The organism is Faecalicatena fissicatena (genome assembly GCF_016900595.1).
In the GTDB taxonomy this organism is placed as follows: domain Bacteria; phylum Bacillota; class Clostridia; order Lachnospirales; family Lachnospiraceae; genus Claveliimonas; species Claveliimonas intestinigallinarum.
In genome coordinates this window covers 184587-197629 of the sequence record NZ_JACLYY010000002.1, presented here as the reverse complement: position 1 = coordinate 197629, position 13043 = coordinate 184587, and the positions used below count along the sequence as shown (strand labels likewise).

Annotated in this window: 11 protein-coding genes; 10 read left to right on the top strand and 1 reads right to left on the bottom strand. The window is 57.3% G+C overall.

Annotated features, from left to right (window positions below; all coding sequences use genetic code 11):
- The first annotated feature begins 14 nt into the window (after positions 1-14).
- The 7 genes from H7U36_RS03035 to nspC all read left to right on the top strand — a co-directional run bounded on the left by H7U36_RS03035 (position 15) and on the right by nspC (position 7752).
- The gene (locus H7U36_RS03035; RefSeq protein WP_076780411.1) at positions 15-1067 is read left to right on the top strand and encodes an inorganic phosphate transporter; all 1053 of its coding nucleotides are present in this window, start codon (positions 15-17) and stop codon (positions 1065-1067) included.
- Positions 1068-1098: 31 nt separating this feature from the next.
- The gene (locus tag H7U36_RS03030) at positions 1099-1722 is read left to right on the top strand and encodes a DUF47 domain-containing protein (protein ID WP_205155688.1); all 624 of its coding nucleotides are present in this window, start codon (positions 1099-1101) and stop codon (positions 1720-1722) included.
- Between the two features lie 472 nt (positions 1723-2194).
- Entirely contained in the window at positions 2195-3658 is a 1464-nt protein-coding gene (locus H7U36_RS03025) for an aminotransferase class I/II-fold pyridoxal phosphate-dependent enzyme (RefSeq protein ID WP_191428831.1), read from the top strand.
- A 4-nt stretch (positions 3659-3662) separates the two neighbouring features.
- Positions 3663-4514 carry a polyamine aminopropyltransferase gene (speE, locus tag H7U36_RS03020; RefSeq protein WP_205155686.1) on the top strand — a complete coding sequence of 284 codons (852 nt, stop codon included), beginning with the start codon at positions 3663-3665 and terminating at the stop codon, positions 4512-4514.
- Complete coding sequence (speB, locus tag H7U36_RS03015) at positions 4504-5364, top strand: agmatinase (protein ID WP_191428833.1); 861 nt, start codon at positions 4504-4506, stop codon at positions 5362-5364. Before speE ends, speB begins: the two co-directional genes overlap by 11 nt.
- A 30-nt stretch (positions 5365-5394) precedes the next feature.
- Positions 5395-6597, top strand: a complete 1203-nt coding sequence (locus tag H7U36_RS03010) for a saccharopine dehydrogenase family protein (RefSeq protein ID WP_033124703.1) — start codon at positions 5395-5397, stop codon at positions 6595-6597.
- 9 nt (positions 6598-6606) lie between these two features.
- Complete coding sequence (nspC, locus tag H7U36_RS03005; protein WP_205155685.1) at positions 6607-7752, top strand: carboxynorspermidine decarboxylase; 1146 nt, start codon at positions 6607-6609, stop codon at positions 7750-7752.
- 30 nt (positions 7753-7782) lie between these two features.
- On the opposite strand, the gene H7U36_RS03000 is transcribed toward nspC, so the two are convergent.
- Positions 7783-8661, bottom strand: coding sequence for a helix-turn-helix domain-containing protein (locus H7U36_RS03000; protein ID WP_081957951.1), 879 nt, complete (start codon positions 8659-8661; stop codon positions 7783-7785).
- Here H7U36_RS03000 and H7U36_RS15360 point away from each other — a divergent pair.
- Genes H7U36_RS15360 through H7U36_RS02985 form a run of 3 tightly spaced genes read left to right on the top strand, consistent with a single transcriptional unit; the run spans position 8627 to position 12832 of the window.
- Entirely contained in the window at positions 8627-9910 is a 1284-nt protein-coding gene (locus H7U36_RS15360; protein WP_205155684.1) for a beta-galactosidase, read from the top strand. The genes H7U36_RS03000 and H7U36_RS15360 overlap by 35 nt on opposite strands.
- A 20-nt stretch (positions 9911-9930) precedes the next feature.
- Entirely contained in the window at positions 9931-11283 is a 1353-nt protein-coding gene (locus H7U36_RS02990; RefSeq protein WP_242842798.1) for a glycoside hydrolase family 30 protein, read from the top strand.
- Between the two features lie 25 nt (positions 11284-11308).
- A complete protein-coding gene (locus tag H7U36_RS02985; protein WP_205155683.1) occupies positions 11309-12832 on the top strand; it encodes a glycoside hydrolase family 43 protein in 1524 nt (507 codons plus the stop codon).
- Positions 12833-13043: the final 211 nt, after the last annotated feature.

The following is a 13043-nucleotide window of genomic DNA, read 5'->3' as shown; positions in this document are numbered from 1 at the left end:
GAGGGAAAAGGTTTATGGATGTTTCGTTAAGTTATTTCCTGGATGCCATGTCCGGCAGCCCGGTCCTTGTCATCACGCTGCTCCTGACGCTGGGCGTGATCTTCGTCAACGGATGGACGGACGCGCCCAACGCCATCGCCACCTGCGTGACGACGAGATGTCTGCCGGCCCGCACGGCTATCATGATGAGTGCGGCCTTCAATTTTCTGGGTGTGTTTGTCATGACCCAGATCAACAGCTCCGTGGCATCCACCATAAGCAACATGGTGGACTTCGGCAGCAATACCCAGGAGGCTCTGGTGGCCCTGTGCGCGGCCCTCATCTCCATCGTGGTGTACAGTGTGGCCGCTTCGGTCTTTGGCATTCCGACCAGTGAGAGCCACAGTCTCATTGCGGGCATATCCGGCGCCGCCATCGCCATCCAGGGCGGCGTGGGCGGCATCAACGGGGCGGAGTGGGTCAAGGTCATCTACGGCCTTGTGCTGAGCCTGGCTCTCGGATTTATCACCGGCTGGGTCATCTGCCGGGCCATCACGGTCCTTTGTCAGAACATGGAGAGGCGCAGGGCGGACCGGTTCTTCGGGGGAGCCCAGATCGTGGGCGCCGCCGCCATGAGCTTCATGCACGGGGCTCAGGACGGCCAGAAATTTATCGGCGTGCTGTTCCTTGGCATCGCCTTCTGCAACGGACAGAATTCGGTCAGCGGCATGGAGATCCCGGTGTGGCTCATGCTCCTGTGCAGTATCGTCATGGGGCTTGGGACGAGCGTGGGAGGAGAGAAGATCATCAAGTCCGTGGGCATGGACATGGTGAAGCTGGAGCGCTACCAGGGCTTTTCTGCCGACCTGGCAGGTGCCTTCTGTCTGCTCCTCTCCAGCGTGTTCGGCATCCCTGTATCCACCACCCACACAAAGACCAGCGCCATCATGGGCGTGGGTGCGGTGAAGCGGCTGTCCGCCATTAATTTTAATGTGGTGAAGGACATGATGCTCACCTGGATCTTCACATTCCCGGGGTGCGGCATTATCAGCTTTGTGATGGCAAAGATATTCATGGCTGTCTTTTAGGTAAAATACAGGAGAAAAGGAGAAAAGAACAATGTCAAAAAAACAGGACGCGTTTTATTATGATAATTTTGCCGCGTGTGCGGAGCTTGCAAGAAAAGCGACCCATTTTCTGAAGGAGAAGCTGACGGCCTTTGACCCGGCGAAAATGGAGGAGAATATGGAGGAGATCCACCGGATCGAGCACGAGGCGGATGAAAAGAAGCATCAGCTCACAGACCGGCTGGCCAAGGCCTTCATCACCCCCATTGAGAGGGAGGATATCATATCCTTAAGCTACAATATCGATGAGCTGACTGACAAGGCGGAGGAGGTCTTCATCCGCATCTACATGAACAATGTGCAGGCCATACGCCCGGATGCCCTCAAGATGCTGGACATCGTTATCGCCTGCACGGAGGAAGTGTGCGCCCTTGTGAAGGAGTTCCCGGATTTCCGCCGCTCCAAAAAGCTGAATGAGAGTATCATCCGCATCAACTCCCTGGAGGAGCAGGCGGACAGGATCTATTTTGCCAGCATGAGGGCGCTCCATACGGAGGGAGGAGATGTGCTGGAGATCCTGGCCTGGAGAGAGATCTACACCTACCTGGAGAAGTGCGCGGACGCCTGCGAGCACGTGGCGGACGTGGTGGAAGAGGTTGTGATGAAAAATTCCTAGACCGGTTTTTTCTGAAAATATTTCTTGCATGTTTACAAAAAATGTGATATAAGTAAACACGTATGGAAAACAGATATGGCTTCCATGCAAATATTTTTTCGGCAGCAGAGAGACAGGCTGCCTTATTGATTGAGTTAGAAGCTCAAATTTTATAAGTTGGTTACTTTATAACCAGTGTGCAAAAAGGCATACAAAACTTGTGAAACGGTCAATAAGAGTAGTAAAAGTAAAAATATTTGCTATATAGACTCTAAAAGGTCCCATATCTGTCCATAACATGACACCAGAAAACGCGAAAGGATTTTTCTGCGGGTGTGTCTGTATGTATATTTGTGATAGAGTGATGAAACGCAAGTGGAAGGTGCCCTTCTGCCTGCGTTTTTTTGTTCTGCCGGAAAGTCCCTGGGACGCCCGGGCAGGATAAGAGTCCTCCGGCGGGACCGCAGGCGCTGCAGGAAGGAGTGAGTGAAGCATGAAAAAATATGTACAGGAGGATGCCCCCATCTACGAGGCGTTGGAGCAGTTCCGGAGGATGCGGATCGTGCCCTTTGACGTGCCGGGGCACAAGAGGGGAAGAGGGAACCCGGAGCTCTCAGAGCTTCTGGGGGACAGGTGCGTCAATATCGATGTAAACTCCATGAAGCCGCTGGACAATCTGTGCCATCCGGTCTCTGTGATCAAGGCGGCGGAGGAGCTGGCGGCGGAGGCCTTCGGGGCGGCCCACGCCTTTCTCATGGTGGGCGGCACCACATCGGCAGTCCAGAGCATGGCCCTGGCCTGCTGTAAAAAGGGGGATAAGATCATCATGCCGAGGAATGTCCACAGGAGCATTATCAATGCCCTTGTCCTGTGCGGCGCAAGGCCGGTGTATGTGAACCCGGATGTGGACCGGCATCTGGGGATCTCCCTTGGCATGAAAGTGGAGCAGGTGGAGCAGGCCATCCGCGACAACCCGGACGCGGTGGCCGTGTTTGTGAACAACCCCACATACTACGGCATCTGCTCCGATCTTCGTACCATTGTGGAGGCGGCCCACAGCCACGGCATGAAGGTGCTGGTGGACGAGGCCCACGGCACCCACTTTTACTTCGGGGAAAACTTCCCTGTGACAGCTATGGCCGCAGGGGCGGATATGGCGTCGGTGAGCATGCACAAGTCCGGCGGGAGCCTGACCCAGAGCTCCCTCCTCCTTGTGGGGAAGGACATGCACCCCGGCTATGTGCGGCAGATCATCAATCTGACCCAGACGACCAGCGCCTCCTACCTGCTGCTTTCCAGCCTGGACATCTCCAGGAGAAATCTGGCCCTGCGGGGGAGGGAGGCCTTCGCGAAGGTAGCGGAGCTGGCAGAGTACGCGCGGGAGGAGATCAACCGGATCGGCGGCTACTACGCCTTTGGCGATGAGCTGGTGAACCGGGACAGCGTCTATGCCTTCGACCCCACAAAGCTGTCTGTCCACACCCTGGACATTGGCCTGGCCGGCATTGAGGTGTACGATATCCTGCGGGATGAGTACGACATCCAGATTGAGTTCGGGGATCTGGGAAACATGCTGGCCTACCTGTCCATCGGCGACAGGAAGCAGGAGGTGGAGCGGCTTGTCAGCGCCCTGGCGGACATCAAGCGCAGGTACCAGAAGGACAAGACGGGCATGCTCTCCCAGGAGTACATACCGCCCCGGGTGGTGATGACGCCCCAGGAGTCCTTCTACGCGCCAAAGGAGCAGCTTCCCATCCGGGAGGCAAAGGGGCGGATCTGCAGCGAGTTCGTCATGTGCTATCCGCCGGGCATCCCCATCCTGGCGCCGGGGGAGGAGATCACGGACGAGATCATCGAGTACATCCTCTACGCAAAGGAGAAGGGCTGCTCCATGACCGGGCCGGAGGACGAGAGGATTGAGAAGCTGAATGTGGTCACAGACCGGAAGGAGGTATAGAGCGATGGAAATGTGGTTTTCAGACGAGCACACAGAGGACGTGAAGCTGTCCATACGCATCAATGAGCAGCTTTTCAGCGCCCAGAGCGAGTTCCAGCGGATCGATGTGCTGGACTCCCGGGAGTTTGGCCGCATCCTTGTGGCGGACGGGGACCTGATGCTGACGGAGAAGGATGAATTCATTTACCACGAGATGATCACCCACGTGCCCATGGCGGTGCATCCCCATGTGGAGGACGTGCTTGTCATCGGTGGAGGCGACGGCGGCGTGGTGCGGGAGCTGATCAAGTACGAGGACATCCGCCACATCGACGTGGTGGAGATGGACCCTCTTCTTGTGGAGGTGTGCCGCAAGTACATCCCTCAGATCGCCTGCAGCCTGAACGACGAGCGGGTGGAGATCTTCCACGAGGACGGGCTGCGGTTCATCAGATCCCAGACAGATAAGTACGACCTTATCATCATCGACTCCCCCAACCCCTTCGGACCCGGGGAGGGGCTGTTCACAAAGGAGTTTTACGGGAACTGCTACAATGCCCTCCGGGAGGACGGCGTCATGATCAACCAGAATGAGAGCCCCTTCTATACGGAGGAGGCCTTCCAGTGCCAGCGGATGCACAAGAGGATCGTGGAGACCTTTCCCATCTGCCGGGTTTACCAGGCCCACCTGCCCTCCTACCCGTCGGGGCACTGGCTCTTTGGCTTTGCGTCAAAGAAATACCATCCCCTGGAGGACTTAAACGGCGTGGCCTGGAAGCTGAAGGGGATCCGCACAAGATACTATGAACCGAGACTGCACGCAGGGGTGTTCGCCCTGCCGGTCTATGTGGAGGAGCTGCTGGAAGATGTTGAATAAAAATATTGTAGATTACATGGGATGTGACTGTACATACGAGGAGGCGGACATTGTCCTTTACGGGGCGCCCTTTGACTCCACCACCTCCTTCCGGCCGGGGACCCGCTTTGCCGGAGGCGCCATCCGGGCGGACTCCTACGGGCTGGAGACTTACAGCCCTTACCAGGACAGAAGCCTGGAGGAGTGCCGGGTCTTTGACATGGGAGATCTGGAGCTGGCCATCGGAAGTTCGGAGAAGGTGCTGGATCAGATTGAGGAGACGGCCGGGGAGATCTTCCGGGACGGGAAGCTGCCCTTCCTCATCGGGGGAGAGCACCTGGTGACCCTGGGAAGTGTCCGGGCGGCGGCCCGGAAATATCCGGATCTTCACATCCTGCACTTTGACGCCCACACGGACCTGCGGGAGGATTACCTGGGGGTGGAGCTGTCCCACGCCTGCGTCCTTCGGCGGTGCTGGGAGCTGCTGGGGGATGGCCGCATCCACCAGTTCGGCATCCGCTCCGGGGAGAGGGCGGAGTTTGGCTGGGCCCGGGAGGGACACACGGATCTTCATCCTTTCACCCTGGAGGGACTGGGGGAGACGCTGGAGAAACTGAAGGGCGTCCCGGTGTACTTCACAGTAGATCTGGATGTGATGGACCCTTCCGTCTTTCCCGGGACGGGAACGCCGGAGCCGGGAGGCGTAAGTTATATGGAGCTGCAGAGAGCCGTGACGGAAGTGTGCCGGAAGGCAGAGGTCATCGGGTGCGACGTGACAGAGCTGAGCCCGCCTTTTGACCCCACAGGGGCTTCCACGGCCGCGGCATGCAAGATCATAAGGGAGATGCTCATCGCCCTTGGAACAAAATAGAAAAGAGAGAAGAAAAGGAGGATATTAGAAATGGGAAAAGTACTGATCATCGGATGCGGAGGAGTGGCCAGCGTGGCTATCCAGAAATGCTGCCAGAACAGCGAGGTGTTTTCAGAGATCTGCATCGCCAGCCGCACAGTGTCCAAGTGTGACGCGCTGAAGGAGAAGCTGGAGGGAACTACAAAGACAAAGATCACCACTGCCCAGGTGGACGCGGACAATGTGGAGGAGCTGAAGGCTCTCATCAGAAAGGTGGAGCCTGAGGTGGTGCTGAACCTGGCCCTGCCCTACCAGGATCTTCATATCATGGACGCCTGCCTGGCCTGCGGCGTACACTATGTGGACACGGCCAACTACGAGCCCGAGGACACGGCAAAATTTGAGTACAAATGGCAGTGGGCCTACCGGGACGCCTACGAGAAGGCAGGCCTTACAGCTCTTCTTGGAAGCGGTTTCGATCCGGGAGTGACCAGTGTGTTCTCCGCCTACGCGCTGAAGCACTATTTTGACGAGATCAACTATATCGACATCCTGGACTGCAATGCGGGAGACCACGGCTATCCCTTTGCCACCAACTTCAACCCGGAGATCAACATCCGGGAGGTGTCCGCCAAAGGCTCCTACTGGGAGGACGGACACTGGGTGGAGACAGAGCCCATGGAGATCAAGCGGGTCTACAACTTCCCGGAGATCGGCCCGAAGGATATGTATCTTCTCCACCACGAGGAGATCGAGTCGCTGGCTCTCAATATCCCTGGCATCAAGAGGATCCGCTTCTTTATGACATTCGGGGAGAGCTATCTCACTCACCTGCGGTGCCTGGAGAATGTGGGGATGACCTCCATTGAACCCATTATGTTTGAGGGGAAAGAGATCGTGCCCCTGCAGTTCTTAAAAGCCGTACTGCCGGATCCCTCCTCCCTGGGACCGCGGACAAAGGGAAAGACAAACATCGGCTGCATCTTTGTGGGAAAGAAAGACGGAAAAGAGAAGAAGATCTACATTTACAATACCTGTGATCACCAGGAGTGCTACAAAGAGGTGGGCTCCCAGGCAGTGGCCTACACTACAGGCGTGCCGGCCATGATCGGCGCCATGATGATCTTAAACGGCACATGGAAGAAGCCGGGCGTGTATAATATGGAAGAGTTTGACCCGGATCCGTTCATGGAAGCGCTGAACAAGTGGGGACTTCCCTGGAAGGTCAGCGAGGACCCGGAGCTGGTGGACTAGGAGAGAAAGATGAGAGAAAGCAAGATACATACGCCCTGCTACATCGTGCAGGAGCGGGCGCTCAAGGAAAATCTGGAGCAGCTTGCCGGCCTGGCCCGGGAGACGGGATGCCGGATCCTGCTGGCTCAGAAGGCCTTCTCCATGTTCCGGGTCTACCCCCTCATAGGAAACTATCTGGCAGGGACCACAGCCAGCGGCCTCTACGAGGCCAGGCTGGGGGCGGAGTGCATGGGGAAGGAGAACCACATCTTCTCCCCCGCCTACCGGGAGGAGGAGATGGGCGAAATCCTCTCCCTTTGCGGACACGTAGTCCTCAACTCCCCCCAGCAGATACGGAGATACAAGAGGCAGATCCTGTCGGCGGGCAGAAGCGTGGGACTTCGTGTCAACCCGGAGTGCTCCACCCAGGAGGGCCACGCCATCTACGATCCCTGCGCCCCCGGCTCCCGGCTGGGGACTACCCTCTCCCAGCTTGAGAGGGCCCTTGCGGAGACGCCGGACCTGCTGGAGGGGATAGAGGGGCTGCATTTCCACACTCTGTGCGAGCAGGACGCGGACGCCCTGGCAGTTACCCTGGATGCAGTGGTGGAAAAGTTCGGTGTGTACATGGCGAAGATGAAGTGGGTGAACCTGGGCGGAGGACATCATATCACCCGCCCGGGGTACCACATGGAGACGCTGAAGCAGTGCATCCGCCGGGTGCAGAAGCTCTGCGGAGGGACAGTCTATCTGGAGCCCGGGGAGGCGGTGGCGCTGCAGGCCGGGACGCTTCGGACCAGTGTGCTGGAGATCACGGAAAACGGCGTGCAGACAGCCATCCTGGACGCCTCCGCCGCCTGCCATATGCCGGACGTGCTGGAGATGCCCTACCGCCCGCCCCTTTCCGGGGCAGGCCTTCCAGGGGAGAAACCTTTCACATACCGCCTGGCAGGCCCCACCTGTCTGGCGGGGGATGTGATCGGAGACTACTCCTTTGACCGGCCCTTAGAGACCGGGGATGTGCTGGAGTTCCAGGATATGGCCATCTACTCCATGGTAAAAAACAATACATTCAACGGCATGGCCCTTCCGGACATCGTCCTTGAGCGGGAGGACGGGAGCAGGGAGCTGGTGCGCCGGTTCGGCTATGAAGATTTTAAAGGCAGGCTTTCGTAAGCCTGCCTTTTCCGTGGCCGTGCGGGAAGCTCAGAATTCCCGCACGCCGTACTGATCCCTGTACTGCTTCAGCGTCATGCCGGTGTGCTTCTTGAAGGTCTTTCCCAGATGGCTCTGAGAAGAAAAGCCCAGGTAGGCGGCGATCTCACTGTAGGAGTAGGGGGAGTAGGAGAGCAGGTTTTTTGTCAGCCCGACCTTTTCGCGCAGGATAAAATCCGTGATGGTGAGACCCTCGTGCTGGCGGAAGATCTCGGACAGATAATTGGCGTTCAGGTACAGCTCGTCGGCAATGTCCTGGATGCGGATTTTTTCATGGAGATGCTTGAATATATAGTCCTTGCACTGGTCCACCCTGGGGTTCTGGTCTTTCCTTGGCCGGCCTGCCTTCTGGGAATTTAAGTCCGCCACCATCTCTGCATATTTGAATTCAAACTGGTGCATCATGTTCAGCAGGACAGCCGTGTCTGATTCCTCCTCCAGCTTCTGGATGAAGACGTCGCTCATGGAGAAGGATACCTCCGGGAGAAGGCCGCCTCTGATGGCTGCACGGCTTGCCAGCGTGACCACCACAATGCCCCGGTTGCGCATGTGGCGGACCTCGTCTTTGGCCAGTGTCCCGATCTTTCCCGTGTAGTCCTCCTGCAGGCTGCGCCGGAGCATGCCGATGTCCCCGTGCTCGATGCTGGAGAACTCCCGCAGCTCCTGGTCGTAAGGATTGTGGGGCTGCTCCTGCTCCCTCCGGTCAAAGACCAGGGAGGAGAAGTCCTCCATGATGGCGTCGTCCATGGAGCTGTCCATGCAGTTGGCGGTCACCAGGTCGTCCCGGGAGAGGAAGCTGGTGTGTAGCAGGTTGTAGACGAGGAGCACATGGGAGGTGAAGTCGGAGAACTCGCACTCCGGGGCAGACATTGCCCAGGACGGGTATTCCTATTGCGTACAGCCGGATCTCAATCACTATGAGGCATCGAAGTGCGTAGACCTTGCGGGCACGGATATCTACTTTCCCACCCAGGATGAGCTGACCGGAACGGAGGCAGCATTTGGCGGGAACTCCATACGAAGCCTGAAGAATGAAAATTATCTGGTGCTGGAGAGCCAGGCTCAGGCATTCAAGTACTGGACTCCTTATCCGGGACAGCTCCGGCTCCACGCCTACAGCCACCTGGCCAGCGGCGCTATAGGGGAGCTCTACTGGAACTGGCACTCTATCCACAACGGGTATGAGACCTACTGGCGCGGCATACTGAGCCATGACCTGCTTCCAAATCCGGCCTACACAGAGATATGCGATATCGGCCGGGAATGGAAGGAACACGGGGCGGAGCTGGCCGGGCTGAAGAAAAAGAACCGGATTGCTCTCCTTGTGGACAACCGCTCACTGACTGCTCTTCAGTGGTTCCCCATTGACAGGGACTTAAGCTACAACGATGTGGTCCGGTGGATGTACGACAGCCTCTATGAGCTGAACCTGGAGTGCGACGTGGTGGACGCCCACGCCCTGGAGGAGGACCGTTACGATATGATCGTCACCCCGGCCCTCTACTGCGCCGGGGAGGAGCTCATTCACCGCCTTGACGCCTTTGTAAAGCGGGGCGGAGTCCTTGTCAGCTCCTTTCGCTCCTTTGTGGCGGATGAGCACTCCAGCGTGTACCCGGATGTCCAGCCCCATGGACTGACGGACTGCTTCGGAATGACCTACAATCAGTTCACAGAGCCCGGCAGGACTTCCATCGCAGGAGAGAAGGTCCGGTATTTTATGGAGCTTCTAAAGCCGGAGACAGCGGAGGCGAAGGCATCCTATGCGCACCCCTACTGGGGGCAGTACGCGGGGATCACGAGGAACCGCTGCGGAGCCGGAGCTGCCTGGTACGTGGGCTGCTGCACGGAGAAGAGGCTTCTGAAGGATGTGTACAGGCAGGCAGCGGCAGACGCGGGAATTTCCCTGCCATCCTGTGAGTGGCCTGTCACTCTCAGAAGCAGTGAGACAGAGGACGGGAGAAGGCTGCACTTTATCCTCCACTACAGCCAGGAGGAGCGGACAATCCCCTGCCCCTTTGATCACGGGACAGACATTCTGACAGGGAAAAGCTATGACAGGCAGGCTCCGATCCATCTGAAGGACTGGGATGTGGTGATCCTGGAGGAGAGACGGAAGTAAAAGCGTGGAGGAGAGAGGAAATGCTGCATTTATATATGGCAGAGAGCCCGGAGAGACTTTATCCGGAGCGAAGAGAAGAACAGTATACATTTATCCCGGAGGACGGCACAGAGAACGAGGTGGTCAATCTGTATCCTGACGTCACCTTCCAGACTATGGAGGGCTTTGGAGGGGCTGTCACAGACGCGGCCGGATATGTGTTTTCCAGGATGGACAAAGCCAGGCAGGAGGAGCTGCTGGACATGTATTTCGGGGAGGAGGGCATGCACTACAACCGGGTGCGCCTCCACATGGACAGCTGCGATTTTTCCACCCGGCTCTACTCAGCCGTGGAGGACGAGACAGACGATAATCTGGACACTTTTTCCTTTGCTCACACGGAAAAACACATGATTCCTCTCCTGGAGGCGGCCCAGAAGAGAGCGGGGAAAAAGCTGAAGATCATGCTCTCCGCCTGGTCTCCGCCGGAGTTCATGAAGACAAACGGGAGCCGCATCGGAGGCGGCTCCCTGAAAAAGGAGTACTACGGGAGATGGGCCCGGTATCTGTGCCGCTACATTGAGGAGTTTGAAAAGAGGGGCTATGAGGTGGAGCGCATGTCCCTCCAGAACGAACCCGCCGCCGTGCAGACATGGGACTCCTGCGTCTACACGGTGGAGGAGGAAAAGATATTTCTGCGGGATCACCTCTTCCCGGAGATGAAGAAGAGAGGGCTGGAACACGTGGAGATCTTTGGCTGGGACCACAACAAGGAGCGGCTTTTTGAGAGGGCCCGGGGGCTCATCGATGAGAGGACGGACTCCATGATCACAGGGCTGGCCTTTCACTGGTACAGCGGGGATCATTTTGAGGCCCTGGATCTGGTGCGGCAGATGTACCCGGACAAGAAGCTGATCCTGTCCGAGAGCTGTCTGGAATTCGGAAAATACGACAAGGACTTGGAGACGGAGAACGCCATCCGCCTCTCCCACGATATGATCGGGAACCTGAACCACGGCATGTCCGCTTTTTATGACTGGAACATCCTGCTGGACGGCCAGGGCGGCCCCAACCACCAGGACAATTTCTGTGACTCGCCCTATCTCTACCACGAGGAGGAGGGACGCCTGGAGGAGAGGAGGATCTGCCGGTATTACTGGCATTTCGCCCACTTTATCGAGGCCGGGGCTGTCCGCATCGCCCACACGAAGTACACGGAGAAGCTGGATATGACGGCCTGGAAAAATCCCTCCGGTGACATTGCCTGCATTTTCATGAACAAGTCAGACGAAACGCTGCCGGCGGTGATCCGCATGGAGGGAGAACTCTGTCCTATCGAACTGGAGCCAAGGGCTATCGCCAGCTGCGTGATCAAAGAAGAAAGAGAAGCATGAGAGAGACTGGAAGGAGAGAACAGACATGATAACAAATCCAATTATTCCCGGGTTTAATCCCGATCCATGTATATGCCGGAAGGGGGAGGACTACTATCTGGCGGTGTCCACATTCGAGTGGATGCCGGGCCTTCCGGTCTACCACTCCAGAGACCTGAAGCACTGGGAGCTGTACACCCATGTGATCACCGACGATGAGAAGGTGGACTTAAAGAAGCTGCCATCCGCCAAGGGGATCTGGGCCCCCTGGAGCGAGCCCGTGTATCTCCATTCCTCAGGCTTTGACGCCTCTCTCTTCCACGACGATGACGGACGCAAGTACGTGGTGGCCCTGGAGTGGGAGACAAGAGAGGGCTACGAGAAGCCGGGAGCCATCTGCATGGTGGAGTATGACCCGGAGAAGAAGGAGATCAAAGGGTATCCGAAGCGGATCTGGAACGGGGGAACAGACCGGGGCTGCATTGAGGCTCCTCACCTGACCAAGAAAAACGGCTATTACTATATTATGTGCGCGGAGGGTGGCACTGGCTATAACCACTGTGTCACCATGGGCCGATCCCGCAGCGTGTGGGGCCCCTACGAGAAGGATCCCACCAACCCCATCCTTACCTCTGTGCCAGGAGAGTCCTACGAGAGACACAACCCGGATCATTTAAAGCCCAAATACTATAACCCGGACTCCGTCCTTCAGAAGGCGGGGCACGGCAGCTATGTGGAGACGCCGGCGGGGGAGGTCTACATGGTCTTTCACGTGTCCAGGCCCTTTGTCCCGGAGCTGTGCTGCACTCTGGGACGGGAGACGGCGATCCAGAAGATGATGTGGACCGAGGACGGGTGGCTCCGGTCTGCCTCCGGAAGCAACATGGCCCAGGAGGAGACGCAGGAGAGCTCTCTGCCGGAGCGCCCGCTGCCGCAGACGCCGGATTTTGATGACTTTGACAGTGGGGAGCTGGGAAACTGGTACTATGCCCCCAGGATCATTCCCCGGAGATTTGCGGATGTGAAAGCCAGGCCCGGCTGGGTGCGCCTCCGGGGACAGGAGTCCAGGACGTCCCTCAACAGGGTCAGCATCCTTGCCAGAAAGCTGACAAGTGTCTACGCCCGGATCACCACGAAGATGGAGTTCCTGCCTGAGGTGCACCAGCACAGTGCGGGCCTCATCCTCTACTACGACAATATGAACTACATCAATCTCCGGAAATATTACAGCGAGACGCTGGGAGGAGGCGCCCTGTCCATCATCCACCTGGAGAACGGCGTGAAGACGGAGTTCCTCAATACCAGGACTGCTGTGGAGGACTGTCCCATTTACCTGCGTCTCTGGATCCAGGGGAGAAAGTCCTGGTTCGAGTGGAGCTACGATGGGGAACACTACACGAAGATCGGCCGGATCTTTGAGACGGCGAAATTCTCTGACGAGTACTGCCAGTACGGGGAATTCACCGGCACGATGGTAGGCCTGACCTGCGCGGACAGGGTGAGGCACCAGCACTGTGCGGATTTTGATTTCTTCGAGTACATCGCCGATGAGACAAAGCCGTTGGATTAGTATATGGGGACGTAATGCTTTAAAAAAGTATTACGTCCCCCTTTCTATGTCACATATTCTTGCGGCGGCGGTGGAAGTATGCTATCCTGTTGACAGGCATTATTTTTCTCATATTCTTATGTGGCATCTGCCGTGTCAAAGAAGGGCCGGGAGTATCTCCGGCGTTCCTGTCAGAAATCTTAATGCTTATTTTCACAATCAGAGTAAGCAG

Bases quoted from the DNA above. Each gene is read 5' to 3' on its own strand.
- H7U36_RS03035 (WP_076780411.1), top strand. From the start codon at position 15: ATGGATGTTTCGTTAAGTTATTTCCTGGATGCCATGTCCGGCAGCCCG.
- H7U36_RS03030 (WP_205155688.1), top strand. From the start codon at position 1,099: ATGTCAAAAAAACAGGACGCGTTTTATTATGATAATTTTGCCGCGTGT.
- H7U36_RS03025 (WP_191428831.1), top strand. From the start codon at position 2,195: ATGAAAAAATATGTACAGGAGGATGCCCCCATCTACGAGGCGTTGGAG.
- speE (WP_205155686.1), top strand. From the start codon at position 3,663: ATGGAAATGTGGTTTTCAGACGAGCACACAGAGGACGTGAAGCTGTCC.
- speB (WP_191428833.1), top strand. From the start codon at position 4,504: ATGTTGAATAAAAATATTGTAGATTACATGGGATGTGACTGTACATAC.
- H7U36_RS03010 (WP_033124703.1), top strand. From the start codon at position 5,395: ATGGGAAAAGTACTGATCATCGGATGCGGAGGAGTGGCCAGCGTGGCT.
- nspC (WP_205155685.1), top strand. From the start codon at position 6,607: ATGAGAGAAAGCAAGATACATACGCCCTGCTACATCGTGCAGGAGCGG.
- H7U36_RS03000 (WP_081957951.1), bottom strand. From the start codon at position 8,661: ATGTCTGCCCCGGAGTGCGAGTTCTCCGACTTCACCTCCCATGTGCTC.
- H7U36_RS02990 (WP_242842798.1), top strand. From the start codon at position 9,931: ATGCTGCATTTATATATGGCAGAGAGCCCGGAGAGACTTTATCCGGAG.
- H7U36_RS02985 (WP_205155683.1), top strand. From the start codon at position 11,309: ATGATAACAAATCCAATTATTCCCGGGTTTAATCCCGATCCATGTATA.